General features: G+C 62.9%; 24 protein-coding genes. 8 read left to right on the top strand and 16 right to left on the bottom strand.

Annotated elements, in window-relative coordinates; genetic code table 11:
- The 8 genes from hemW to BLR69_RS19625 all read right to left on the bottom strand — a co-directional run bounded on the left by hemW (position 1) and on the right by BLR69_RS19625 (position 6,356).
- The gene (gene hemW, locus BLR69_RS19660; protein ID WP_071494480.1) at positions 1-1,203 is read right to left on the bottom strand and encodes a radical SAM family heme chaperone HemW; all 1,203 of its coding nucleotides are present in this window, start codon (positions 1,201-1,203) and stop codon (positions 1-3) included.
- The gene (gene rdgB / locus BLR69_RS19655) at positions 1,200-1,796 is read right to left on the bottom strand and encodes an RdgB/HAM1 family non-canonical purine NTP pyrophosphatase (protein ID WP_025859581.1); all 597 of its coding nucleotides are present in this window, start codon (positions 1,794-1,796) and stop codon (positions 1,200-1,202) included. Before rdgB ends, hemW begins: the two co-directional genes overlap by 4 nt.
- A complete protein-coding gene (locus BLR69_RS19650) occupies positions 1,793-2,227 on the bottom strand; it encodes a DUF4426 domain-containing protein (RefSeq protein ID WP_071494479.1) in 435 nt (144 codons plus the stop codon). The genes rdgB and BLR69_RS19650 overlap by 4 nt, the downstream gene beginning before the upstream one ends.
- Positions 2,228-2,248: 21 nt before the next feature.
- Positions 2,249-2,869 carry a methionine biosynthesis protein MetW gene (gene metW / locus BLR69_RS19645; RefSeq protein WP_016972957.1) on the bottom strand — a complete coding sequence of 207 codons (621 nt, stop codon included), beginning with the start codon at positions 2,867-2,869 and terminating at the stop codon, positions 2,249-2,251.
- A gap of 7 nt (positions 2,870-2,876) precedes the next feature.
- The gene (metX, locus tag BLR69_RS19640; protein WP_071494478.1) at positions 2,877-4,016 is read right to left on the bottom strand and encodes a homoserine O-succinyltransferase MetX; all 1,140 of its coding nucleotides are present in this window, start codon (positions 4,014-4,016) and stop codon (positions 2,877-2,879) included.
- Positions 4,017-4,217: 201 nt separating this feature from the next.
- Positions 4,218-4,808 carry a YggT family protein gene (locus BLR69_RS19635; protein WP_025859579.1) on the bottom strand — a complete coding sequence of 197 codons (591 nt, stop codon included), beginning with the start codon at positions 4,806-4,808 and terminating at the stop codon, positions 4,218-4,220.
- Between the two features lie 9 nt (positions 4,809-4,817).
- Entirely contained in the window at positions 4,818-5,636 is an 819-nt protein-coding gene (proC, locus tag BLR69_RS19630) for a pyrroline-5-carboxylate reductase (RefSeq protein WP_071494477.1), read from the bottom strand.
- A 33-nt stretch (positions 5,637-5,669) separates the two neighbouring features.
- On the bottom strand, positions 5,670-6,356 hold the full coding sequence (locus tag BLR69_RS19625) for a YggS family pyridoxal phosphate-dependent enzyme (RefSeq protein ID WP_071494476.1): 687 nt from the start codon (positions 6,354-6,356) through the stop codon (positions 5,670-5,672).
- A 57-nt stretch (positions 6,357-6,413) separates the two neighbouring features.
- On the opposite strand from BLR69_RS19625, the gene BLR69_RS19620 reads away from it, so the two are divergent.
- Positions 6,414-7,448 (top strand): type IV pilus twitching motility protein PilT, encoded by a 1,035-nt coding sequence (locus BLR69_RS19620; RefSeq protein ID WP_071494475.1) that lies wholly within the window; start codon positions 6,414-6,416, stop codon positions 7,446-7,448.
- A 103-nt stretch (positions 7,449-7,551) separates the two neighbouring features.
- Here BLR69_RS19620 and BLR69_RS19615 read toward each other — a convergent pair whose 3' ends face one another.
- Entirely contained in the window at positions 7,552-8,187 is a 636-nt protein-coding gene (locus BLR69_RS19615) for a C40 family peptidase (RefSeq protein ID WP_058426558.1), read from the bottom strand.
- Between the two features lie 268 nt (positions 8,188-8,455).
- Between BLR69_RS19615 and BLR69_RS19610 the strand changes: the two genes are divergently transcribed.
- Entirely contained in the window at positions 8,456-8,866 is a 411-nt protein-coding gene (locus BLR69_RS19610) for an NINE protein (RefSeq protein ID WP_166794296.1), read from the top strand.
- A gap of 119 nt (positions 8,867-8,985) precedes the next feature.
- On the opposite strand, the gene BLR69_RS19605 is transcribed toward BLR69_RS19610, so the two are convergent.
- From BLR69_RS19605 to gshB, 7 genes are all read right to left on the bottom strand, one after another.
- A complete protein-coding gene (locus BLR69_RS19605; RefSeq protein WP_071494473.1) occupies positions 8,986-10,257 on the bottom strand; it encodes a dihydroorotase in 1,272 nt (423 codons plus the stop codon).
- Positions 10,254-11,258, bottom strand: coding sequence for an aspartate carbamoyltransferase catalytic subunit (locus BLR69_RS19600; RefSeq protein WP_071494472.1), 1,005 nt, complete (start codon positions 11,256-11,258; stop codon positions 10,254-10,256). The genes BLR69_RS19605 and BLR69_RS19600 overlap by 4 nt, the downstream gene beginning before the upstream one ends.
- 24 nt (positions 11,259-11,282) lie before the next feature.
- Entirely contained in the window at positions 11,283-11,789 is a 507-nt protein-coding gene (gene pyrR, locus BLR69_RS19595) for a bifunctional pyr operon transcriptional regulator/uracil phosphoribosyltransferase PyrR (protein ID WP_071494471.1), read from the bottom strand.
- Positions 11,790-11,961: 172 nt separating this feature from the next.
- A complete protein-coding gene (gene ruvX / locus BLR69_RS19590; protein WP_025857710.1) occupies positions 11,962-12,399 on the bottom strand; it encodes a Holliday junction resolvase RuvX in 438 nt (145 codons plus the stop codon).
- Complete coding sequence (locus tag BLR69_RS19585; protein ID WP_071494470.1) at positions 12,399-12,968, bottom strand: YqgE/AlgH family protein; 570 nt, start codon at positions 12,966-12,968, stop codon at positions 12,399-12,401. The genes ruvX and BLR69_RS19585 overlap by 1 nt, the downstream gene beginning before the upstream one ends.
- Before the next feature lie 175 nt (positions 12,969-13,143).
- Positions 13,144-14,049 carry an energy transducer TonB gene (locus BLR69_RS19580; protein WP_071494469.1) on the bottom strand — a complete coding sequence of 302 codons (906 nt, stop codon included), beginning with the start codon at positions 14,047-14,049 and terminating at the stop codon, positions 13,144-13,146.
- Positions 14,050-14,126: 77 nt separating this feature from the next.
- Positions 14,127-15,080 carry a glutathione synthase gene (gene gshB, locus BLR69_RS19575; RefSeq protein WP_071494468.1) on the bottom strand — a complete coding sequence of 318 codons (954 nt, stop codon included), beginning with the start codon at positions 15,078-15,080 and terminating at the stop codon, positions 14,127-14,129.
- Between the two features lie 239 nt (positions 15,081-15,319).
- On the opposite strand from gshB, the gene pilG reads away from it, so the two are divergent.
- The 6 genes from pilG to BLR69_RS19545 all read left to right on the top strand — a co-directional run bounded on the left by pilG (position 15,320) and on the right by BLR69_RS19545 (position 25,144).
- Complete coding sequence (gene pilG, locus BLR69_RS19570; protein ID WP_071494467.1) at positions 15,320-15,727, top strand: twitching motility response regulator PilG; 408 nt, start codon at positions 15,320-15,322, stop codon at positions 15,725-15,727.
- Between the two features lie 46 nt (positions 15,728-15,773).
- On the top strand, positions 15,774-16,139 hold the full coding sequence (gene pilH, locus BLR69_RS19565; protein ID WP_014720320.1) for a twitching motility response regulator PilH: 366 nt from the start codon (positions 15,774-15,776) through the stop codon (positions 16,137-16,139).
- 12 nt (positions 16,140-16,151) lie between these two features.
- The gene (locus BLR69_RS19560) at positions 16,152-16,676 is read left to right on the top strand and encodes a chemotaxis protein CheW (RefSeq protein WP_071494466.1); all 525 of its coding nucleotides are present in this window, start codon (positions 16,152-16,154) and stop codon (positions 16,674-16,676) included.
- Complete coding sequence (locus BLR69_RS19555; protein ID WP_071494465.1) at positions 16,673-18,724, top strand: methyl-accepting chemotaxis protein; 2,052 nt, start codon at positions 16,673-16,675, stop codon at positions 18,722-18,724. Before BLR69_RS19560 ends, BLR69_RS19555 begins: the two co-directional genes overlap by 4 nt.
- A 167-nt stretch (positions 18,725-18,891) precedes the next feature.
- Positions 18,892-24,696 carry an Hpt domain-containing protein gene (locus BLR69_RS19550; protein WP_071494464.1) on the top strand — a complete coding sequence of 1,935 codons (5,805 nt, stop codon included), beginning with the start codon at positions 18,892-18,894 and terminating at the stop codon, positions 24,694-24,696.
- The gene (locus BLR69_RS19545; protein ID WP_010207210.1) at positions 24,689-25,144 is read left to right on the top strand and encodes a chemotaxis protein CheW; all 456 of its coding nucleotides are present in this window, start codon (positions 24,689-24,691) and stop codon (positions 25,142-25,144) included. The genes BLR69_RS19550 and BLR69_RS19545 overlap by 8 nt, the downstream gene beginning before the upstream one ends.
- Positions 25,145-25,263 lie beyond the last annotated feature (119 nt).

Below are 25,263 nucleotides of genomic sequence, written 5' to 3'. Positions count from 1 at the left end.
TCAGCTCAAAAACTTCTGCAACAGATCATTGAGAAAGAGTTGCCCGCGGTCGGTCGCCGCCAGGCGTGACGGTTCGACCTGCATTAAGCCACTTTGTTCTGCCTCGCGGCGGCCTTCATCGAGGCTCGCCAGGTCGAGGCCGGTACGTTCGGCGTAGAGCCTGGACTCGACGCCTTCGGTGAGGCGCAGGGCGTTCATCAGGAACTCGAATGGCAGCTCTTCGTTGGTCAGTTCCTTCGCGCCGGCCTGGAAGCTTTTGGCCGGGTTGAGGTAGTCCTTCGGTGCCCGTGTCTTCCAGGTGCGCACGATGCGCCCGTCCGGATGGCTGAGCTTGCCGTGGGCGCCGGCGCCGATGCCGATAAAGTCACCGAAGCTCCAGTAATTGAGGTTATGCCGCGCCGGGCGACCCGGTTGGGCATAGGCGGACACTTCATATTGCGCGTAACCGTGCTCGGCGAGCAGCGCCTGGCCGGCTTCCTGGATATCCCACAGGGTGTCGTCTTCCGGCAGCGCAGGCGGCTGGTTCCAGAATACGGTGTTGGGTTCCAGGGTCAGCTGGTACCAGGACAAGTGCGTCGGCTTCAGCGCGATGGCCTGGCGCAGGTCGCTCAAGGCGTCGTCCAGGGACTGATCGGGCAGCCCGTGCATCAAGTCCAGGTTGAAGTTATCAAAGCCAGCCTGGCGCGCCATGCCGGCGGCGCGTATGGCTTCGTCGCCATTGTGGATACGGCCCAGGGCCTCAAGCTTTGCCTGCTGGAAGCTCTGGATGCCGATGGACAGGCGATTGATCCCCAGCTTGCGATAGGCCACGAACTTTTCTTGCTCGAACGTCCCGGGGTTGGCTTCCAGGGTGATCTCGATATCGCCGGCAAACGGGATGCGTGCTTGCACACCCTTGAGCAAACGGCCCAACGCCGGGGCGCTGAACAGGCTCGGCGTGCCGCCGCCGAAGAAGATCGAACTGAGTTCGCGGCCATACGCGGCGTGCAGGTCCTGATCGAGATCTGCCAGCAGCGCGTCCACATACTCTTCTTCCGGCAGCACTTTACTGGCGGTGTGGGAGTTGAAGTCGCAATAAGGGCATTTGCGCACGCACCACGGGATGTGGATGTACAGCGCCAGGGGCGGCAGCACAGGCAAGGCCGCCCGAGGTGTTTGCGCGCCGCCGTGGATCAGCGGCTGCGCAGAGGTGTTCTGGGTCATTTCAGGCTCAGGCGTTGGCGCAGCAAATCCATTGCGCGAGCACGGTGGCTGATCTGGTTCTTGTCGGCCGGGCTCAGTTCGGCGCTGGAGACATTGCGCTCCGGCACCCAGAACAGCGGGTCATAGCCAAACCCATGCTCGCCGCTGGCGGCATGCAGGATGCGCCCGTGCCACAAGCCTTCGCAGAGGATCGGCAGCGGGTCATCGGCATGGCGTACCAAGGCCAGCACGCAGACGAACTGTGCGCCGCGTTCGGCGTCCGGTACGTCCTTGAGCGCGTCCAGCAGCTTGGCGTTGTTGGCTGCATCGCCTTTGCCGTCGGCGTAGCGTGCCGAATAGATGCCAGGCGCGCCGCCGAGGAAGTCCACCGCCAGCCCCGAGTCATCCGCCAGCGCCGGCAAACCGGAGATACGTGCGGCGTTGCGCGCCTTGAGGATAGCGTTCTCGACGAACGACAGGCCGGTCTCTTCCGGCTCCACCTGGCTGAACTCGCCGATGGAGCGCAACTGCACAGAGTCACCGAGCATGGCTTGCAGTTCTTTGAGTTTGCCGGCGTTATGGCTGGCCAGTACGAGTTGGGTAAGGTTCATTATTCCGCCGGAAACAGTTCCTGGTTGAACTGGAAGCTATGGGCTTTGCCACCGGTTTCAACGTTGATGGTAAACGTCTTGTATTCGCGCTGCGTCACGGAGTAGGGCGCCAGGTAATTGATGCCGCCTTTCTCGTTGATCTGCTTGAAGGTGAGGACTTCGCTCTTGCCGCCCAAGTCCTTGATGGTGCCGGTCACTTGCGCGGCCACCGGGGTCACGCCCTTGATCACGGTTACGTTGATCAGGCCCTTCTCCTTGCTGCGCACCACGCCGACGGCCTGGGCGGTTTCCGGTTGCAGGAAGCTGGAGGTGAAGGTGTTGTAGTGGACGGTGATATCGCCGAAGTCTTTCTTGCGGTTAGCGTCTATAGCGTCCGCGGCCATGGCGTTGGCGCCCAGGCAGGCGGTCAATAGAAAAATAGCCAAACGACTCATGAGCGTCCCTCTTGAAGATGATTAGACGGCAATCTTGTGGTCCGTCAGGCCAGGACTGCTGACCCGGTAGATACCGATTTCGCCCAACAGGTTGGGCCACAGTTTACTCGCCCAGCCGTGGCGATGCTGTTGATCGACGGCAAGACGGTTGATCACCTTGGCTTCACGCTCGCCACACAGGGCTTCGAAGTCTTCGAAAGTGCAGAAGTGGATGTTCGGCGTGTTGTACCAGGTGTACGGCAGGAAGTCCGACACCGGCATGCGGCCCTTGGTGGCCAGGTACCAGCGGCAGCGCCAGTGCCCGAAGTTGGGGAACGTGATGATGCACTGGCGGCCTACACGCAGCATTTCGTCGAGGATGCGGTCCGGGTAGTGCACCGCCTGCAGGGCCTGGGTCATCACCACGATGTCGAAGCTGTTGCTGGCAAAGTTGCCCAGGCCCTTGTCCAGGTCCTGCTCGATCACGTTGATGCCCTTGGCCACGCACTGGGCAATGTTGTCCGGGTCGTTTTCCAGGCCATAGCCGGTGACTTGCTTGTTGTCGCGCAGCCAGCTCAGCAGTTCGCCATCGCCGCAGCCCAGGTCGAGCACGCGGCTGCCGGCGGGGATCCAGTCTTGGATGATTTCCAGGTCGGCTCTCATGGCGTTCTCACACAGTAATCCGGTTCATGTAATTGCCGAACGCCTGCAAGTAACGCGGGATCGGGATCAGGAAGGCGTCGTGGCCTTGCGGTGCATCGATCTCCAGGTAGCAGACGTCTTTGCGTGCCGCCATCAGCGCGTCCACCAGCTCACGGGAGCGGGCCGGCGAGAAGCGCCAGTCGGTGGTGAACGACATCACGCAGAACTTGGCCGTGGCGCCTTCGAAGGTTTTCGCCAGGTCGTCGTCGTGGTTGGCGGCCGGGTCGAAGTAGTCCAGCGCCTTGGTCATCAGCAGGTAGGTGTTGGCGTCGAAACGCCCCGAGAACTCTTCGCCCTGGTAGCGCAGGTAGCTTTCCACCTGGAACTCGACGCTGTGGAAGTCGTAGTTGAGCTTCTCGCTCTTGAGGCCACGGCCGAATTTCTCGCCCATGGAGTCATCGGACAGGTAGGTGATATGCCCGACCATCCGCGCCAGCATCAGGCCGCGCTTGGGGATCACGCCGGCTTCCTGGAACGAACCACCGTGGAACTCCGGGTCGGTGAGGATGGCCTGGCGCGCCACTTCGTTGAAGGCGATGTTCTGCGCCGACAGCTTGGGGGCCGAGGCGATTGCCAGGCAGTGGCGCACGCGGTCCGGGTAGGTGATGGTCCATTGCAGCGCCTGCATGCCGCCCAGGCTGCCGCCGATCACCGCAGCCCACTGGCTGATGCCCAGCAGGTCGGCCAGGCGCGCCTGGCTGTGCACCCAGTCTTCTACGGTGAGCACCGGGAAGTCGGCGCCGAACGGTTTGCCGGTTTCCGGGTTGAGGCTGCTGGGGCCGGTTGAGCCGTTGCAGCCGCCGAGGTTGTTCAGGCTGACCACAAAGAACTTGTTGGTGTCGATGGGCTTGCCGGGGCCGATGCAACTGTCCCACCAGCCGGGCTTGCGCTCGTCGACCGAATGGAAACCGGCCGCGTGATGATGGCCGGACAGGGCGTGGCAGATCAGCACGGCGTTGCTTGCCGTGGCGTTCAGTTGGCCGTAGGTTTCATAGATCAGGTCGTAGGCGGGCAGCGACCGGCCGCAGGCCAGGGCCAGCGGTTCGCTGAAGTGCGCCACTTGGGGCACGACCAGTCCAACAGAATCGGGGGGAAAGGCAGCTGGCATCGACCCTGCTCTCGTTTAAATGAGGCGTAAGTCTAAAGAGCGGGAACCCCAGCGGCAAGCAAAGGCCTGCACGGATTGAATTCAGTGTGCAGTTTGAAAATGTGGGAGCGGGCTTGCTCGCGAAGGCGGTGTGTCAGTCACCTTGTGGATCGACTGAACCACCGCCTTCGCGAGCAAGCCCGCTCCCACATTTGATCCGCGTCAGATCAGCAGACGCAGAATCTCCGGCATCCCGGTCATGGCCGCCAGGTTGTTGATCACCAGCATGTCCAGCAACTTGAGCACCATGAACGCCAGGATCGGCGAAATGTCCAGGCCGCCCAGGTTCGGCAGCAGGCGGCGGAATGGCGCCAGGGCCGGCTCGCAGATCTGGTTCACCAGCTCGGCGCCAGGGTTGTGGCTACCGGGGGCGACCCAGGACAGGATCACACTGATGATCAGGGCGAAGAAGAAAATCTTCAGGAACAGCGCGGTCACGCCGATGATGGCCCAGATCAGCAATTGTACGAAATTGCCGGTGGTGCCGTAGGTCAGCAGCAGGGTCAGCGCCATCAAGGCCAACTGCACCAGGATCGCCAGTACCAGCGACGACATGTCCAGGCCGAACAGGCTCGGGATGATCCGGCGCAACGGCTTGAGCAGCGGCTGGGTGGCCTTGACGATGAACTGGCACAGCGGGTTGTAGAAGTTCGCGCGCACCAGTTGCAGCACGAAGCGCATCAGGACGATCAGCAGGTACAGGCTGCCGAGGGTTTGCAGCACGTAGACGGCTGCGGTGTTCAAACCAATCATGTTGGCTCCTTATTTGCCCAGTTGTTCGGCGAGTTCTGCCGAGCGGTGCGCAGCGGCACCCAATGCTTTTTCCACCAGGGCTTCAAAACCCCCGGCCTGGAACGACTCGATGGCCGCCTGTGTGGTGCCGCCCGGCGAGGTCACGCGGCGGCGCAACTCGGCTGCGTCCACATCGCTGGACACCGCCATGCGCGCGGCGCCCAGGGCGGTCTGCTCGGACAGCTGCTTGGCGATGTCCTGGGGCAGACCCAGCTTCACGCCGGCGGCGGTCATGGCTTCGATCAGCAGGAAGAAATACGCCGGCCCGCTGCCGGATACGGCGGTGACCGCGTCCAGTTGCTGTTCCTGCTCCAGCCACAGGGCGAGGCCCACGGCGGACAGCAGCTCTTGCGCCTGGTCGCGTTGTTCGGCGCTCACTTGGGCGGTGGCGTACAAGCCACTCACGCCCTGACTGACCAGGGCTGGCGTGTTGGGCATGCAGCGCACGATCGGCTGGGCGCCCAGCCAGTTATTCATGCTGGCACAGGTAATGCCGGCCGCAATCGACACCACCAGCTGCTGCGGCTGCAGGCTCGGGCGCAGGCTTTCGCACACCGCCTTCATGGCTTGGGGCTTCACTGCCAGCACGATCACATCAACGCCCTGGATGGCCTCGGCGTTGTCGGCAAAGGTTTCAATGCCGTGCTCGGCGCTGACGCGGGCACGGGTGTCGGCGCCCGGGTCGCTGGCGCGGATCTGCGCGGCGTCCAGGCCCTTGGCCCGCAGGCCACCGATCAGGCTGGCCGCCATGTTACCGGCGCCGATAAAGGCTATACGCGTGTTGCTCATGACAGGTCCTTACTCAGGTGGAAGTCAGCCATTTCATGGCTGGCCGTAGTCGCGGGCGCCGAACAGGGCGGTACCGATCCGCACCCAGGTAGCGCCTTGGGCGATGGCCGACTCAAGGTCGTGGCTCATGCCCATGGAAAGTGTGTCCAGCGTCAGGTTCAGACTGGCTTGCAGCTCGCGCACGGTGGCGAAGGCTGCATCTTGCGCGGCGCGCTCTTCGGTCGGTTCGGGGATTGCCATCAGGCCACGCAGCTTCAGGCGCGGCAGGGCGTTGATGGCGTTGGCCAGGGCTGGCAGGTCGGCGGGTGTACAGCCGGACTTGCTGGCTTCGCCACTGACGTTGACCTGGATGCAGATGTTCAGCGGTGGCAGGTCGGCCGGGCGTTGTTCGGACAGGCGTTGTGCAATTTTGAGGCGGTCCACGGAATGCACCCAGGCGAAGTTCTCGGCGATAGCGCGCGTCTTGTTCGATTGAATGGGGCCGATGAAGTGCCAACTCAAGGGCAGGTCGGTTAATTCGGCCTGTTTGCCCAGGGCTTCCTGCAAATAGTTTTCGCCAAAGTCGTGCATCCCGGCCGCGTAGGCCTCGCGCACGGCTTGCGCGGGTTTGGTCTTGCTCACGGCCAGCAGGTGGATGCTGCTTGCGTCACGTTGCACGGCCTCGGCTGCGGCGCGGATGCGCTGGCTAACCTGGCCGATGTTGTCTGCTATCGTCGACATTCAAGATGCGCCCGTGGATATGGAGTCCGCGGCATTCTACTGGAAATGGAAAGCCCTATGGATATCACTGAATTACTCACGGCCAGCGTGCGCCGTGGCGCCTCCGACCTGCATTTGTCCGCCGGCCTGGCGCCGATGCTGCGGGTGGATGGCGAGGTCTGGCCGCTGGATGGGCCGGTGCTTTCACCCCCGCAAGTGGCGGACTTGTTGAGCCCATTGCTCAATCAGCACCAACAAAAGGATTTCGAAACATCTCTTGAAACGGATTTTGCCTTCGATCTGCCCGGTGTCGCGCGGTTCCGCGCCAATGTGTTCCGGCAGGATCGTGGCATGGGCGCGGTGTTTCGCACCATTCCATCCGAGGTCCAGAGCCTGGAGCGTCTCGGCCTGGGGGAAATATTCCAGCGTATTGCCCTACTGCCGCGCGGACTGGTGCTGGTGACCGGCCCCACCGGCTCGGGCAAGTCCACCACCCTGGCGGCGATGATCGATTTTCTCAATCAGCATCGACGCCAGCACATTCTCACCCTTGAAGACCCCATCGAATTTATCCACAGGCCCAGAACCGCGTTGATCAACCAGCGTCAGGTGCACCGCGACACTCACAGTTTTTCCACCGCCCTGCGCTCGGCGCTGCGAGAAGACCCCGACGTGATCCTGGTGGGCGAACTGCGCGACCTGGAAACCATCCGCCTGGCCCTGACGGCGGCTGAGACCGGGCACCTGGTGTTCGGCACCGTGCACACCTCGTCGGCGGCAAAGACCGTGGATCGGCTGGTGGACGTGTTTCCGGCGGGGGAAAAGGCCATGGTCCGCTCGATGCTGTCGGAGTCGTTGCAGGCGGTGGTGTCCCAGGTGCTGGTGAGGAAGATCGGCGGCGGGCGCGTGGCGGCCCATGAAATCATGCTGGGCACGCCGGCTATTCGCAATCTGATCCGTGAGGACAAGGTGGCGCAGATGGTCTCGGCCATACAGACCGGTGGGGCGTTGGGGATGAAGACGCTGGATATGAGCTTGAGGGCGTTGGTCGGGGAGGGGGTGATCAGTCGGGAAGAGGCGCGGGAGAAGGCGAGGGTGCCGACAGAACTGTAGGAGCGAGCTTGCTCGCGAAAACTCATCGGCACCGCGTTCATTCTGAATGCCCGCGTCATCGTTAACGTTCTTCGCGAGCAAGCTCGCTCCTACAGTGGATCGATTAGCGCTGGACGACCCGCAGGTTGTTCTGCTCTTTAGGCAACACCCGCTTGGCAATCACGTAGTTCTTATCCCAGAACGGCTTTTTCAGCGTGTCGATGCTGACCGCTTTGCCACGGCGCGGTGCGTGGATGAAGCGGTCGTTGCCCAGGTAGATGGCAACGTGGTTCACCTGGCGGCTCTTCAGTTTGAAGAACAGCAGGTCACCCGGTTTCAGGTCCTTGCGATCAACCTTCTGCCCGTGGCCGGCGGCCATGGCGTTGGAAGTGCGCGGCAAATCCACGGCGGCGACGTCGTTGAACGCGTATTTCACCAAACCACTGCAGTCGAACCCTTTACTTGGGCTGCTGCCGCCCCAACGATAAGGAGTACCGAGCACGTTGACGGCGCGGCTGAGCACGGTGCTGCTCTGCTTGGTGTTGACGCCTACCAGGCCGGCCGTTGCCTTACCGTGGGCCTTGCTCAGTTGAGTCGGGCGGTTGACGGTCAGCTTGACCGACTTGGCGGTGCTTGGCGTGCTGTGGACTTTAGGGGTGAAACCGTTAACGTTGGGAAGTCGTTGCTCACGATTGGTGGCGTGGGCGGCCAGTGGCATTAATAGGCAAATGGTTAGCCATGTCTTGAAAAATGGTCGCATTAGGCGTGGCTCTTATGGGTTTGCGCGCAACTTTATAACAGCTTTTTGTGTCGTTCTCAGGCCGTTTGTCGACTGAACCTTGACGTCAAAATCAGGAAAAACGCGACGATTCGCCGCAATTGTCCTACACAAGTCAGGTGGCATAAGGCTTTCAGGGCAGGGAAGATACCATTTGCCGTACGTCGGGCGCCCGTAAAAAAGTCACAAAGAAAATGAAAAAATTTATCTATCGAGGCAAAAGAGGTACGCGATGAACACCTATCAGCAGATTGGCGAGCAACAAGACACCCACAGCAAGGTGATCGGTTACCTGCTGTGGATTTTCGGTTTTACCGGAGCGCATCGCTTCTATTACGGCAAACCGGTGACCGGCACGATCTGGTTTTTCACCTTTGGCTTGCTGGGTATCGGCTGGCTGATCGACCTGTTCCTGATCCCGGCCATGGACCGTGAAGCGGACCTGCGGTTTACCGCCGGGCCTATCGAATACAACGTGGCCTGGATTCTGCTGGCGTTTCTCGGGGTGTTTGGCGTGCACCGCATGTACCAGGGCAAATGGATCACCGGACTGATCTACCTGCTGACCGGCGGTTTGTTCCTGGTGGGGGTGCTGTATGACTTCTGGACGTTGAACACGCAGATATCGATCCGCAATGCGGAGCGCAATGCCGGACGGTAAATGAACTGTAGGAGCGAGCTTGCTCGCGAAGAACGTTAACGATAACGCAGCGCTATCAGGTAGCCCGCGTTGCCTATTCGTTCTTCGCGAGCAAGCTCGCTCCTACAGTTTTGACTGCGTCAGGCTTGGTAGGTGATGCGTCCATCCACCAGGGTGTAACGCACCGTCGCAGGCAGGCTATGGCCGATGAACGGGCAATTTTCACCCTTGGACAGCCAGTGTTCCCCGGCAACCGTGGAGCTGGCCGGGTCGAACAGCACCAGATCCGCCGCCGAACCCACCGCCAACTTGCCCGCCGGCAGACGCAGGGCCTCGGCTGGGCCGCTGCTCAGGCGTGCCAACAATGTCGGCAAGTCCAGCAACCCATCCTCAACCAGCGTCATCGCCAGCGGCAGCAACAGTTCGACACTACTGATGCCCGGCTCTGTCGCACCAAACGGTGCCAGCTTGGCATCCCGTTCATGGGGCTGGTGATGGCTGGAAATCGCCGAGACCACACCGGATTTCACCGCTGCGCGCAAACCGTCGCGGTCAGCCAGGGTGCGCAGGGGCGGTTGCACGTGGTACAGGCTGGAGAAGTCGATCAGCGCTTCGTCCGTCAGGATCAACTGGTACAACGCCACATCCGCCGTCACCGGCAAGCCACGAGCCTGGGCCTGGGCGATCAGGGCCACGCCCCGCGCACTGGTCAACTGGCTGAAGTGCGCGCGCACGCCGCTCTGTTCCACCAGCAGCAGGTCACGGGCCAGAGCCACGGTCTCGGCGGTTTCCGGGATGCCCGGGAGGCCGAGGAAGCTGGCCACGGCGCCTTCATGGGCCAGGCCGCCTTCGGCCAGGTCGCGGTCCTGGGAATGGAAGATCACCGTCAGGTCGAAAGTGGCCGCGTACTCCAGGGCGCGTAACAGCGTGCGGGTGCTGCGAAAGCTTTCCAGGCCATTGCCAAAGGCTACGCAACCGGCGTCGCGCAAGGCGATCAGCTCGGCGAGTTGTTCGCCTTCCAGGCCCTTGCTCAGTGCACCGATAGGGAACACTTTGCAGTTGCCGGCTTCACGGGCGCGGTCGAGGATCAGCTCGGTCACGGCCGAGGTGTCCAGCACCGGCTTGGTGTGCGGTGGGCAGCACAGGCTAGTCACGCCACCAGCGGCGGCGGCGCGGGTTTCGCTGGTGATGTTGCCCTTGCGGCTGTAACCCGGCTCACGCAGGGCGACGTTCAGGTCGACCAGGCCAGGCGCGGCCACCAGGCCTTTGGCGTCGATGGTCTCGCTGGCGTTGAAGCCTGCGGGCGCGGCGCCAATGGCAATGATCTTGCCGGCTTCCAGATGCAGATCGGTAACTTGATCCAGGCCACTGGCCGGATCGATGACGCGGGCGCCGAGGATGCTGAGCTTCACTGGGCGTTCTCCTGCTCGAATTGACGTTGCGCGGTTTGCCCGCTCATGGCCATGGACAGCACGGCCATGCGTACGGCGATGCCGTAGGTCACCTGGTTGAGGATCACCGACTGCGGACCGTCGGCCACCGCCGACTCAATCTCCACGCCACGGTTGATCGGGCCCGGGTGCATCACGATGGCATCCGGCTTGGCGCCGGCCAGGCGTGCGGTGGTCAGGCCGAACAGGCGGAAGAACTCGCCTTCACTCGGCAGCAGGCCACCGTTCATGCGCTCGCGTTGCAGGCGCAGCATGATCACCACGTCCACGTCCTTCAGGCCTGCGGCCATGTCGGTGTAGACCTTCACGCCGTACTGTTCGATACCGATGGGCAGCAGGGTTTTTGGCGCGATCACACGGATGTCCGGGCAACCCAGGGCTTTGAGGGCCAGCATGTTCGAGCGCGCAACCCGCGAATGCAGGATGTCGCCGACGATAGCCACCGAGAGGTTTTCAAAGCTGCCCTTGTGCCGACGGATGGTGAGCATGTCGAGCATGCCCTGGGTCGGGTGGGCGTGGCGGCCGTCGCCGCCGTTGATGATCGCCACCTGCGGGCACACATGCTCGGCGATGAAGTGTGCGGCACCGGAGTCGCCGTGACGTACCACGAACATGTCGGCGGCCATGGCTTCCAGGTTGCGCAGGGTGTCGAGCAGGGTTTCGCCCTTGCTCGCCGACGAGGTGGACACGTTCAGCGTGATCACGTCGGCCGACAGCCGCTGGGCCGCCAGTTCGAAGGTGGTGCGGGTGCGGGTGGAGTTCTCGAAGAACACGTTGCAGATGGTCTTGCCGCGCAACAGCGGGACCTTCTTCACCGCCCGGCCACCGACTTCGAGGAACGAGTCGGCGGTGTCGAGGATTTCGGTGAGCAGTTCGCGGGGCAAACCGTCGAGGGACAAGAAGTGTTGCAACTGGCCCTGAGCATTGAGCTGCAGCGGGCGCTTGGCATCTAGAGGCGTCATCGCGGGGACTCTTTACAAGGCGGTTTAAAGGGCGAGGTCTTGCAGTTCGAGTGCGAGCGGCGTGGGACCGAGCAATTTTACCCGTTGATGGGCTTCAAGCGACAGGGTGGCGCCGACCACATCCGGGCTGATCGGCAGTTCGCCGGCGTCCAGGTCCAGCAGGCACACCAGGGTTACGCTGGCTGGGCGGCCGTAGTCGAACAGTTCGTTCATGGCGGCGCGGATGGTGCGACCGCTCATCAGTACATCGTCAATCAGCACCAGGTGCTGGCCTTCAATCTCGAACGGCAGGGCCGACGGGCGCACTTGCGGGTGCAGGCCGTTCTGGCTGAAGTCGTCGCGGTAGAAGGACACGTCCAGGGTGCCCAGGGGCGAATCGTTGCCCAGTGCTTCCAGCAGCGCCTGGGCCACCCACACACCGCCGGTGCGAATGCCAATGAAGCGTGGCTCGCTGATATTGCGGTGCTGCAGATGGGCCGTGAGGCTTGTCGCCATCTGGCTGATCAGTTCGGTGGGGTTCGGCAGGCTCATGGGGGCTCCTTCTAGGCCTCGCGCAGGCAAGGACCGGGCTCAAACGTAAAAGACACTGTAGGAGCGAGCTTGCTCGCGAAGAACTCACAGGCACCGCGTGCAGTCTGGGTGCGCGCGTAATCGTTGACGTTTTTCGCGAGCAAGCTCGCTCCTACAAAAGCAATGCGGCAAGTCAGGATGTAAATAAAGCGGTGTTTTCATCCAGCCAACCCTGCAACAGCAAAGCGGCGGCGATGGCGTCTACCGGGTTGTCGCGGTAGCTGCCCTTTTGTCCGCCACGGTCACGGCGCTCGCCCTTGGCTTCAAAGGTGGTGAGGCGTTCGTCGTGGGTATAGAAGGGCAGGTTGTAGCGACCATTGAGGCGGCGGGCGAATTTTTCGGCGCGCAGGCACATGTCGCTGGGGGTGCCATCCATGTTCAGGGGCAGCCCGACCACGACCGCGTCGGGCTTCCACTCCTTGATGAGGGCCTCGACCTGGTTCCAGTCCGGCACGCCATTCTGGGCTTTCAAGGTGCACAGCTCGCGGGCCTGGCCGGTGATCACCTGGCCGACCGCTACGCCGATCTGTTTGGTGCCGTAGTCAAAACCGAGGATCAGACGCAAAGCCATCAAGCGTGCCCCGCCTGGCTGGTCAGCAGGTTGAGGTTGATCCCGAGTGTCGCCGCAGCCGCGTCCAGACGCAGTTCGCTGGCGGTGTTGAACAGGATGTCGGCGTCGAACGGGCAGGTCAGCCAGGCATTGCTGGCGAGTTCTGCCTCCAGTTGGCCGGCTTCCCAACCCGCGTAACCGAGGGTGATCACGCTTTGCTCAGGGCCCATGCCGTCGGCGATGGCGAACAACACGTCCTGGGAAGTGGACAACGATACGCCGTCCAGATCGACCGTGGCCTGGAACTTCGGCCCGGTGGGGTGCAGCACGAAGCCGCGATCGGTCTGCACCGGCCCACCAATATAGATCGGCACGCCCTGGCAACGAGCCGGCGGGTCGATCTCGGGGCGCAGTTGCTCAAGGATATCCGCCAGGTTCAGCGCTTGCGGGCGGTTGATGACCAACCCCATGGCACCCTTGGCGGTATGCTCGACGATGTAGGTCAAGGTTTGCGCAAAGTTCGGGTCGGCCATATGGGGCATGGCGATCAGGAAGTGGTGCTTGAGGTAGGTCGGGCTGACATTTTTCATGTCCGCTAGTGTGGCGGGGGAGGGGCGAACTGACAAGCTGGGAGTGATCGCTGTCTGCTTTTCTGTAGGAGCGAGCTTGCTCGCGAAAAACTCCCGGACACCGCTGGCTCCCTGAAGCGCTGCGTTATCGTTGGCAACTTTCGCGAGCAAGCTCGCTCCTACAGAAGATGAGCCGTTAGTTGCTCGACAGCCGATCGCCCTTGGCAAACTTCCAGGTGCGGATGATTTCCAGGCGGTCGACGTCGTTCAAGTCGCCGCTGAACGGTGCAAAGGGCGCGGCCAGGCGCACGATACGCTGGGCGGCCTGGTCCAGCAGTGGCTGGCCGGACGATTCCAGTACCTGCACTTCATACAATGTGCCGTCGCGGTTGATTGACACTAATAGACGCAAATTCCCGTAAATCTGCTGGCGTCGGGCTTCCTCCGGGTAATTGAGGTTGCCGATACGCTCGACCTTCTTGCGCCATTCGTCCTTATACCAGGCGCCTTTGTCACGCATGGTCGAGGCGGCATTCAGCCGGTAGATGCGCGGGCGCTTGGCGTACAGCTGCTGTTCGTTGGCCAGTTCGGCTTCGAGGCTGGAAATTTCGTCGGACAGGGTCGAGCTGTCGAAAGTCGGCGCCGGTTTTACGGGCTCGGGCGTGGGTTCGGTCTTGGTTTTTTCGCGCTGGGCCGGGGCTTTCTGCGGTTTGGGGGCGATGGTGGTCAGGGCGGGCTTGGGGGCGGCCTGCTTGACCTCAGGCTTGGGCGCCGGTGGCGGGGTGACTTTGTTGACCTTGTTGTCCTGGAACGGCGCCACTTCGGTGGTCTTGGGCACGGCTTTCTTGTCGAGGGTGCCGCTGCCCTGCTGGTTGTCCTGGGCGAGAAAGTCGGCCTTTTCGGGCTTCTTTTCGCTCTTGAACGTGGCGAGGGTGATTTCCAGGGTCTGGGTGATTTGCTTGGGTTCGACCATGGTGAAACCCACGCCGAGGATCAGGGCCAAGTGAATCAACGCGGCCAGGAACAGGGTAAATCCGAGCCGATCAGCCGGGCGCACGCCGCTGTGGGAGAGTTCTGGGGGCAGTTCGGACGGGAGTGTCATGACAAAAAAACCAACATCGCGCGTTTCACAGGTGGGGCATGATAGCGCAATGTTGGTGCGTGTCCGGCTGTTCTATATCACTTGGCTTGCAGCTTGCGCTCAATGGCGGCCATCAACATTTCGCCGATGTTCGTGCCAAATGCGTTATCGATCTCGCGAATGCAGGTGGGGCTGGTGACGTTGATTTCGGTGAGGTTCTCACCGATGACGTCCAGTCCCACGAACAGCAGGCCTTTTTCGCGCAGGGTCGGGCCAACCTGGGCGGCAATCCAACGGTCCTTGTCCGACAGAGGGCGGGCTTCGCCCCGACCACCGGCCGCCAGGTTGCCACGGGTCTCGCCGGCGGCCGGGATGCGCGCCAGGCAGTAATCCACCGGCTCGCCGTCGATCATCAGGATGCGCTTGTCGCCGTCCTTGATCGCCGGCAGGTAGGCCTGGCCCATGATCTGCTGGGTGCCCAGGGCGGTCAGGGTCTCCAGGATCACCGACAGGTTCGGGTCGCCGGCGCGGTGACGGAAGATCGAGGTGCCGCCCATGCCGTCCAGCGGCTTGAGGATCACGTCACCGTGCTTGGCAGCGAACTCGCGCAGCACGTCGGCGCGGCGGCTGACCACGGTCGGCGGTGTGCACTGCGGGAAGAGGGTGGCGAACAGCTTTTCATTGCAGTCGCGCAGGCTCTGCGGCTTGTTGACGATCAGCACACCGGCGCGCTCGGCCTGCTCCAGCAGGTAGGTGGAGTAGACGAACTCCATGTCGAACGGCGGGTCCTTGCGCATCAGGATCACGTCCAGGTCGCTCAGCGGGCTGTCGATTTCGTCTTGCAGCTCGAACCACTTCTGCGGGTTGGCAAACACCTGCAGCGGGCGCATGCGTGCGCGGGCCTCGCCGTCACCCTGGTAAAGATCGCGCTGTTCCATATAGAACAACGTCCAGCCGCGGGCCTGGGCGGCCAGGAGCATGGCCAGCGAGCTGTCCTTTTTATAGGAAATGCTGGCGATAGGGTCCATGACAATGCCGACGCGAACGCTCATGGGGGATTTCCTCTAGCAAATTGGGGCGCATAAAAGTGGCGTCAGAGTGGCGCTGTGGCTGTTGTGGGTCAAGGAAAAACCACCCGGCCGGTTGCTCGATAGATTGCGTCCGGAGACTGTGCTAAAAAGACTGCCACGGCGTAGCAGCCCTTGAATTCCAAGGCTTGCGGCGCTCATCCTGTGCAACATCAGGCAGTACACACCGAAAACCGATTCGCTGTGGCGATGGCAGAGCAGATATGGAACAGCATTCCAACGCCTTGAGAGTGATGGTGATCGACGATTCGAAGACGATCCGCCGCACCGCCGAGACCTTGTTGAAGAACACGGGGTGCGATGTCATCACGGCCATCGACGGTTTCGACGCCCTGGCCCGGATCGTGGATCATCACCCGCACATTATTTTTGTCGACATCATGATGCCGCGCCTGGATGGCTATCAGACCTGCGCGCTGGTGAAGAACAACCCGGCGTTCAAGTCGATCCCGGTGATCATGCTGTCGTCCAAGGACGGCTTGTTCGACAAGGCCAAGGGGCGCATCGTGGGTGTCGATCAGTTTTTGACCAAGCCTTTCAGCAAGGAAGAACTGCTGGGCGCAATCAAGGCCTATGTGCCAGGGTTCGCCGCAGTAGAACAAGCACACTGACGCCGCCTCACAAGGGCTGGCGTCCACCTATGTAGTGGGGAAAACCATGGCACGTGTTCTGATCGTCGACGATTCGCCGACCGAAATGTACAAACTGACCGGCATGCTGGAAAAGCATGGTCACCAGGTCCTCAAGGCCGAAAACGGTGCGGACGGCGTGGCCCTGGCCCGCCAGGAAAAGCCCGACGCCGTGCTGATGGACATCGTGATGCCGGGCCTCAACGGCTTCCAGGCCACCCGCCAGCTGTCCAAGGAGCCGGAAACCAACGGTATCCCGATCATCATCATCACCACCAAGGACCAGGAAACCGACAAGATCTGGGGCGCGCGCCAGGGCGCCAAGGACTACCTGACCAAGCCGGTGGATGAAGAAACCCTGATCGCCACCCTGAACAAGGTGCTGGCCGGCTGACGGGTCGCCATCATGACCGAGTCGCAAACCGCCTTTGAGCTGTTGTTGGACATCGACCGACGCTGCCGCCTTCTGGCCGCCGACCTGCCGTCCCAGGAAGCCCGCCTGCAACGCTGGAGCGGGATCGGTTTTCGCCTGGGGCAGCATTGGTATGTGGCGCCCATGGGCGAAGTCGCCGAAGTCCTGCATGAGCCGCGCTGTACTTTAATGCCCGGGGTCAAGGCCTGGGTCAAGGGAGTGGCTAACCTGCGTGGGCGCTTGTTGCCGGTGATGGACCTGGGCGGGTTCCTCGGCCTGGAGCTGTCCAAGGCGCGCAAACAGCGGCGCGTATTGGTGGTGGAATTCAACGATTTGTTTGTCGGGCTGCTGGTGGACGAGGTGGTGGGGATGCAGCATTTCGCACAAGACGCACTGCTGGCGAGTGCCGCTCCCGGTGCGCCGTTTATCCAGGGCCAGTTCGATGGCGACCAGCAATGGCAGGTCTTCAGCCCCTTCGCCCTGGCCCAGGCCCCAGGCTTCATGGATGTTGCCGCATGACCACCGTTACCCCGCCAAAACCCCAGGCCGCGTCGCGCAGCCGTTCCCAGATCGTCGTGCTGTTCATTGCACTGATCGTGTTCATCATGTTGCTGTTCGCCAACTTTGCCTACCTCAACACCCAGTCCACCTATGACAAACAGTACATCGGCCACGCCGGTGAGTTGCGCGTGCTGTCCCAGCGCATTGCCAAGAATGCTACCGAAGCCGCCGCCGGCAAGGCCGCAGCGTTCAAGTTGCTGGGCGATGCACGCAACGACTTCGCCCAGCGTTGGGGCTACCTGAAAAAAGGTGACCCGCAAACTGGCCTGCCGGCTGCGCCCAGTGCAGTACGCGCCGAAATGCGTGCGGTGCAGACCGACTGGGAAGCGCTGCTGAAAAATACCGACGCGATCCTCGCCAGCGAACAGACCGTGCTGTCCTTGCACCAGGTTGCGGCGACCCTGGCCGAAACCGTTCCGCAATTGCAGGTGGAGTCGGAAAAGGTCGTCGACATCCTCCTGCAACGCGGCGCCCCAGCCAGCCAGGTCGCCCTGGCCCAGCGCCAGTCGTTGCTGGCCGAGCGCATCCTGGGGGCGGTGAACACCGTGCTGGCCGGCGACGAAACCGCCGTTCAGGCCGCCGACGCCTTTGGCCGCGATGCCAACCGTTTCGGCCAGGTGCTCAACGGCATGCTCCAGGGCAACCCCGGCCTGCGCATCACCCAGGTTGAAGACCGCGACGCCCGCGCGCGTCTGGCGGAAATCGCCGAGCTGTTCGAGTTTGTCTCGGGCTCGGTCGATGAAATTCTCGAAACCTCGCCGCAACTGTTCCAGGTGCGCGCCTCGGCGAGCAACATCTTCAACCTGTCGCAAACCCTGCTCGATGAAGCTTCGCACCTGGCCACCGGTTTCGAAAACCTGGCCGGCGGGCGCAGCTTCGACACCATCGGCGGCTATGTGCTGGGCCTGCTGGCGCTGACCTCGATCATCCTGATCGGCCTGGTGATGGTGCGCGAGACCAACCGCCAACTGCATGAAACCGCCGAGAAGAACGAGCGCAACCAGAACGCGATCATGCGCCTGCTGGATGAAATCGAAGACTTGGCCGACGGCGACCTCACCGTGACGGCCTCGGTGACCGAAGACTTTACCGGCACCATCGCGGACTCTATCAACTACTCCGTCGACCAGTTGCGCGACCTGGTTGCCACCATCAACCTCACCGCCGGGCAAGTCGCCGGTGCGGTGCAGGACACCCAGGCCACCGCCATGCACCTGGCCCAGGCGTCGGAGCACCAGGCCCAGCAGATCGCCGAGGCGTCAACGGCGATCAATCAGATGGCCCAGTCCATCGACCAGGTATCGGCCAACGCCGCCGAATCGTCGGCGGTGGCGGAGCGCTCGGTGGAAATTGCCAACAAAGGCAACGAGGTGGTGCACAACACCATCCACGGCATGGACAACATCCGCGAACAGATCCAGGACACCGCCAAGCGCATCAAGCGCCTGGGCGAGTCGTCCCAGGAGATTGGCGACATCGTCAGCCTGATCGACGACATTGCCGACCAGACCAACATCCTCGCCCTCAACGCCGCGATCCAGGCGAGCATGGCCGGGGATGCCGGACGCGGCTTTGCAGTGGTGGCCGATGAAGTGCAGCGCCTGGCCGAGCGCTCGTCGGCGGCGACCCGGCAGATTGAAACGCTGGTGCGGGCGATCCAGGCCGACACCAACGAAGCAGTCATTTCCATGGAGCAGACCACCACCGAAGTGGTGCGCGGCGCACGCCTGGCCCAGGATGCCGGGGTGGCGCTGGAAGAGATCGAGGGCGTGTCGAAAACCCTGGCGGCGCTGATCCAGAGCATTTCCAACGCGGCGCAGGAGCAGACGAGTTCGGCGGGGCAGATCTCCCTGACCATGAACGTGATCCAGCAGATCACCACCCAGACCTCGTCGGGCTCCACGGCCACCGCGGAAAGCATCGGCAACCTGGCGAAAATGGCCAGCCAGCTGCGCCGGTCGGTGTCGGGGTTCACCTTGCCGCCGCCAAAGCAGGTCGACGATTGAAATGCAGTACAAATGTGGGAGGGGGCTTGCCCCCGATAGCAGTGGGTCAGTCACCCAATCTTTGACTGATGCACCGCCATCGGGGGCAAGCCCCCTCCCACATTTGATCTCTATTTGTCTTGAGATCTTGCACCACCAGCAACCCATGAATTCTAAGCGGAGCAGTTATGGTTGATCGGCACGACTACGTGGCCCTCGAATGGGTCAAGGGCGACATTGCCGAAACCCTGAAACAGGCCCGTTCGGCGCTCGATGCCTACGTCGAAACCTCCGACGGCGATGCCATCGGCGAGTGCCTGGCGTGTGTCCATCAAGTACACGGCGCCCTGCAAATGGTCGAGTTCTATGGCGCGGCCCTGCTGGCCGAAGAAATCGAAGCACTGGCCCTGTCGCTGCAAGCCGACCGCGTGAGCCAGCGCGACGAAAGCATCCGCCTGCTGCAACAGGCCCTCAACCAATTGCCGCTGTACCTGGACCGTGTGCACAGCGCCCGCCGCGACCTGCCGCTGGTGGTGTTGCCATTGCTCAACGACCTGCGCAGCGCGCGCGGCGAAAGCCTGCTGTCGGAGACCAGCCTGTTCAGCCCGCAGCTGCTGACGATAGCCCCGTTGCCCGACGAAGCCCTGGCCCAACGCGCCGTGCCCGACCTGAAAGAGCAACTGCGCCAGTGGCACCAACTCCTGCAACAGGCCTTGGCCGGGTTGCTGCGCGAAGACCACGGCCCCAGCAACCTGGAAGACATGGCGCGGGTGTTCGCGCGCCTCGAAGCCCTGTGCCAGGGCGCGCCGTTGTTGCCGCTGTGGCAAGTCACCTCGGCGCTGGTCGAAGGCATGCTCACCGGTGTGATCGCCAACAGCCCGGCCCTGCGCAGCCTGCTCAAGGCCAGCGATAAACAGCTCAAGCGTCTGCTGGCCCAGGGCATCGGCGGGATCAACCAGGCGGCGCCGGATGAACTGCTCAAGAGCCTGTTGTTTTACGTGGCCAAGGTCACTAGGCCGACGCCGCGTATGCAGAGCCTCAAGGAACGCTACGGCCTGGATGAAGCCCTGCCCGACAGCGCGCTGGTCGACGCCGAACGCGCGCGCCTGGCCGGGCCGGACCGCAATGCGATGGGGTCGGTACTCGGTGCCTTGTGCGAAGAACTGGTACGGGTCAAGGAGCGCCTCGACTTGTTCGTGCGCAGCGACCGTCAGCACACCAGCGACCTGGATGCACTGCTCGCACCGCTGCGGCAGATCGCCGACACCCTGGCGGTGCTGGGCTTCGGCCAGCCGCGCAAAGTCATCATCGATCAACTCGCGGTGGTACTGAGCCTGGCGCAGGGCCAACGCGAGCCCAACGACGCGGTGCTGATGGATGTCGCCGGCGCCTTGCTCTACGTCGAAGCCACGCTGGCCGGCATGGTCGGCACTGTCGAGCCGGAAAGCCGCGAAGAAAGCCGCTTGCCCACCACCGACCTGACCCAGATTCACCAATTGGTGATTCGCGAGTCCTGCCAGTGCCTCAAGCAAGCCAAGGAACTGGTGATCGACTGCATCGAAGCCGATTGGGACCGTCAGCGCCTGGAGTCCCTGCCCGAGCTGCTGAGCCAGGTGCGCGGTGCCCTGGCGATGATCCCTTTGCCTCGCGCAGCGAGCCTGATGCGCGGGTGCACGGATTACGTCGACGAACAGTTGATGGGCAGCGATGCGCCACCGTCCGAGAGGCAACTGGCGCACTTCGCTGACGTGATCAGCAGCCTGGAGTACTACCTGGAGCGCATGCTGCAGGACCCGGATGCGGCCGGAGAACGTGTGCTGGAGCTGGCGACCCAAGGCCTGGCCGCACTGGGCTACTTGCCTGCCGAGAAACCCTGGCGCCAGGCGTTGGTTGCACCGGATGGCGCACTGCCGGCCGAACTCGCGCCGAGCCAATCCCAGTTCGACGCCCTGGCCAGTCCGACGTCGCGCCTCAACCCGCCGGCCCTGCAACGCCCCGGCAGCCTGTTGCCGCCGCCCGCCGACGAGGAGCCCATCGACGACGAACTGCGCGAAGTCTTCCTCGAAGAAACCGATGAAGTCCTCGAAGTGCTGCACCGCTACCTGCCCAACAGCGCGGACAAAACCGCCCAGGGCGAAATGCGCCGCGCTTTCCACACCCTCAAGGGCAGCGGCCGCATGGTGCGCGCCCTGGTCTTGGCCGAGCTGGCCTGGGCCATGGAAAACCTGCTCAACCGTGTGCTGGAACGCAGCGTAAGCCTGGGCCCCGAGGTGCAGCAGGTATTGGACGAAGCGGTGGCCCTGCTGCCGGAATTGATTGCTGACTTTGCCACCGACGACCAGCGCCAACGCGATGAAGTCGACGCCCTGGCTGCCCGCGCCCACGCCTTGGCCAGTGGCACACCTGCGCCGGCCGCCGAACCCCATGATCCGATGTTGCTGGAGATCTTCCGCAACGAAGCCCAGAGCCACCTGGACAGCCTCAACCACTTCCTGCAGCAGGCCGCCGAGCATGTGCCGCTGCAAGTCAGCGATGAGCTGCAACGCGCCCTGCACACCCTCAAGGGCAGCGCCTACATGGCCGGCGTGCTGCCCATCGCCGAGCTGGCGCGCCCGCTGGACCACCTGACCCGCGAATACAAGGCGCACCGCCTGCCGCTGGATCTGGACGAAGTGGAGTTGCTGCTGGAGGCCGAGGGCCTGTTCCAACGTGGGCTGCGCGACCTGGACAGTGACCCCTTGGCGTCGATCAACGGTGCAGAGGATCTGATCAACCGCACGCGAAGCCTGCTGGATCAGCAGCTTGAAGCGCTGCTCGACGTGCGCATCAAGCGCGATCCGCAGTTGATCGCCAACTTTCTGGCCCAAGGCATGGACATCCTGCTCGACGCCGAAAGCCTGCTGCGCCGCTGGCAACAGCACCCCGGCGAGCGCCAGGAGCTGACTGCACTGCTGGATGAACTGACCACCCTGGGCGAAGGCGCGCATGTCGCGGATCTGCACGCCATCGACGAACTCTGCGAAGCCCTTCTCGACCTCTATGGCGCGGTGGAGGAGAGCAGTCTGGCCGTGAGCGAGCGGTTTTTCCACGAGGCCGAACAGGCCCATGAAGCGTTGATCAGCATGCTCGACCAACTGGCCGCCGGCCAGGAAATCAGCCCGGCGCCGGCCCGTGTCGACGCCTTGCGCGAGCTGCTGGATGAAGCCCTCGACCCATCCGCCACAGGCCTGATCAGAAGCGATGGCAGCCGCACCCTGAGTATTTCCGAACTGGGCGCCGCCACACAGCAGTTGGATCACCAAACGGCGATGGACGACGAGATCGTCGAGATCTTCCTCGAAGAAGCCGTGGACATCCTCGACAGCGCCGGGCAGTCGCTCAAACGTTGGTTGCTGGAGCCCGACAACGCCGCGCCGCTGTCGTCGTTGCAACGTGATTTGCACACCCTCAAGGGCGGTGCGCGCATGGCTGAAATCGAGCCGATTGGCGACCTGGCTCATGAGTTGGAATGCCTGTACGAAGGACTGGTGGACCGCCGCTACAATTATTCCACTGAGCTCTCCCAGGTACTGATGGCCAGCCATGAGCATCTGGCCTTGCAGCTTGAAGAATTGCAGCACCACCGCCCTTTGAGTGACAGCGCCGAGTTGATCGCCAGGGCACGAGCATTGCGCCAAGGCAACGCGCCTGCCGCACCGGCCATGGCGCCGGCGGCATCGGGCGCCGACCCTGAGCTTCTGGATATCTTCCTCGAAGAAGCGGCCGACATTCTCGACAGTTCCAGTGCCGCGCTGTCGCGCTGGCAGGCCGAGCCCGGCAACCGCCAGGAAGTGGAAACCCTGCTGCGCGACCTTCATACCCTCAAGGGCGGCGCGCGCATGGTCGAGATCGCACCTATTGGCGACCTGGCCCACGAACTGGAGTTTCTCTACGAAGGCCTGTCTGCCGGCTTGCTTGCGCCGTCGCCTGAGTTGTTCGCCTTGCTCCAGGGCTGCCACGACCGTTTGGCGCAGATGATCGACGCCGTGGCGGACGGCTTGCCGGTCGGCTCGGTGGACAAGCTCATCGAGCGCATCAAAAGCCTGGTGCACCCAAGCCAAGAGGCAGTGACGCCGGTGGCGTTGCCGGCTGGCAAGGCGGAGGCCGTGGTGGACCCGGCTGCCGACATGGTGAAGATCTCCGCTGAACTGCTCGACGACCTGGTCAACCTGGCCGGTGAAACTTCGATCTTCCGTGGCCGCATCGAGCAGCAAGTCAACGACGCCCGTATCGCCCTGACGGAAGTGGAAACGACGATTGAGCGCATGCGCGACCAACTGCGCCGTCTCGACACCGAAACCCAGGGCCGCATCCTCAGCCGCCAGCAGGCCGAGGCCGAGCGCCTGGGCTACGAAGAGTTCGACCCGCTGGAGATGGACCGCCATTCACAGTTGCAGCAACTGTCCCGTGCGCTGTCCGAATCGGCCTCCGACCTGCTCGACCTCAAGGACACCCTGGAGCGCCGCAACGAGGACGCCCATGGCCTGCTGCAGCAACAGGCGCGCATCAATACCGAGTTGCAGGAAGGCCTGATGCGCACGCGCATGGTGCCGTTCGAGCGCATGCTGCCGCGCCTCAAGCGCATCGTGCGCCAGGTGGCGGGTGAGCTGGGCAAGGACGTGGAATTCATCGTCGGCAACGCCGAAGGCGAGATGGATCGCAACGTGCTGGAGCGCATGGCGGCGCCGCTGGAACACATGTTGCGCAATGCCGTTGACCACGGCCTGGAGTCTCGCGATGCACGGCTGCTGGCCGGTAAGCCTGAGAAAGGCCGCATCACCCTGGACCTGACCCACGAAGGCGGCGACATCGTCTTCGACATGCGCGACGACGGCGCCGGCGTGCCGCTGGAAGCCGTGCGGCGCAAGGCGATCAAGCGTGGCCTGCTCGCACCCAATCAAGAGATGAGCGACCGCGACGTGTTGCAGTTCATCCTGCAGCCGGGCTTCTCCACCGCTGAAAAGATCACGCAGATTTCCGGGCGCGGCGTGGGCATGGACGTGGTGCATGAAGAAGTGCGCCAGCTTGGTGGCTCGATGGTCATTGATTCGACCCCGGGCGAGGGTGTGCATTTCCGCATTCGTTTGCCGTTCACCGTGTCGGTCAACCGGGCGCTGATGGTGCAGTGCGCGGACGACCAATACGCGATCCCGCTCAACACCATCGAAGGCCTGGTGCGGGTACTGCCCCATGAGCTGGCCGGGCATTACCAGCAAGACCCGCCGTGTTATGAATACGCCGGCCAGCGTTACGAACTGTTCTACCTGGGCGACCTGCTGCACACCGTCAGCCGCCCGAAACTGCTGGGCCAGTATCAGCCGGTGCCGGTACTGCTGGTGCAGTGCAATGAGCGGCATGTGGCCATCCATGTGGACGCCATGGCCGGTACGCGGGAGATCGTGGTCAAGGGCCTGGGGCCGCAGTTTGCCGGCGTGCAGGGCTTGTCCGGCGCGACAATCCTGGGCGATGGTCGTGTGGTGTTGATCATCGACTTGCTGGCGCATATCCGTGCGCGGCAGCCGGCATTGCCGGCTCAGTCGGTGGATGCGCCACTGATCCTCAACGACCCGCTGAAAAAACGCCCGTTGCTGGTGCTGGTGGTGGACGACTCAGTCACCGTGCGCAAAGTCACCAGCCGCCTGCTGGAGCGCAACGGCATGAACGTGCTCACCGCCAAGGATGGCATCGACGCCCTCGCGGTGCTTGAAGAACACACCCCGGACCTGATGCTGCTCGACATCGAAATGCCGCGCATGGACGGCTTCGAAGTGGCGACCCAGGTGCGCAACGACCCCCGGCTGATGCGCCTGCCGATCATCATGATCACCTCGCGCACCGGCCAGAAACACCGCGACCGCGCCATGGCCATCGGCGTCAACGACTACCTGGGCAAGCCGTACCAGGAATCGGTGCTGCTCGAAAGCATCGCCTACTGGAGCAAGTCCCATGCTTGACCACCGCACCAGCCAACTCACCGGCCTGCTGCTGCCCCTGGCCGACCGCCACCTGGTGCTGCCCAACGTCGCCATCGCCGAGTTGATCGACTTCCAGCGCGGCGAACCGGCCAGCGATGCACCGCCGTGGTACCTGCGGCAAGTGACCTGGCGCGACCGGCAAATCCCGCTGATCAGCTTTGAAGCTGTCTGCGGCGAAGCGAGTGTGACCGGCGAACGTTCGCGAATCGTGGTGTTGAATGCATTGGGTGGGCGACCGACGTTGAAGTTTATTGCGCTGGTGATCCAGGGCATTCCGCGTTCGTACAAGCTCGACAGTGAGTTGAGCTATGTGGACGTGCCGCTGTGCCCGCTGGAACTGGCGGCGGTGCAGGTGGGCGAGCATGTGGCGAAGGTGCCGGATTTGATGGGGCTGGAAGCACTGCTGGTAGAGTCCGGCCTGGCCTGACAGTGGCCCACTGTAGGAGCGAGCTTGCTCGCGAAAAACGCCAACGATAACGCAGCGCTCCTTTTAACCAGCGGTGCCTGACGGTTCTTCGCGAGCAAGCTCGCTCCTACAGGAACAGG

The sequence above is a fragment of the Pseudomonas azotoformans genome (assembly GCF_900103345.1).
GTDB lineage: Bacteria > Pseudomonadota > Gammaproteobacteria > Pseudomonadales > Pseudomonadaceae > Aquipseudomonas > Aquipseudomonas azotoformans.
The sequence above is the reverse complement of the archived record's forward strand: the minus strand, read 5'-3'. Positions and strand labels throughout refer to the sequence as shown.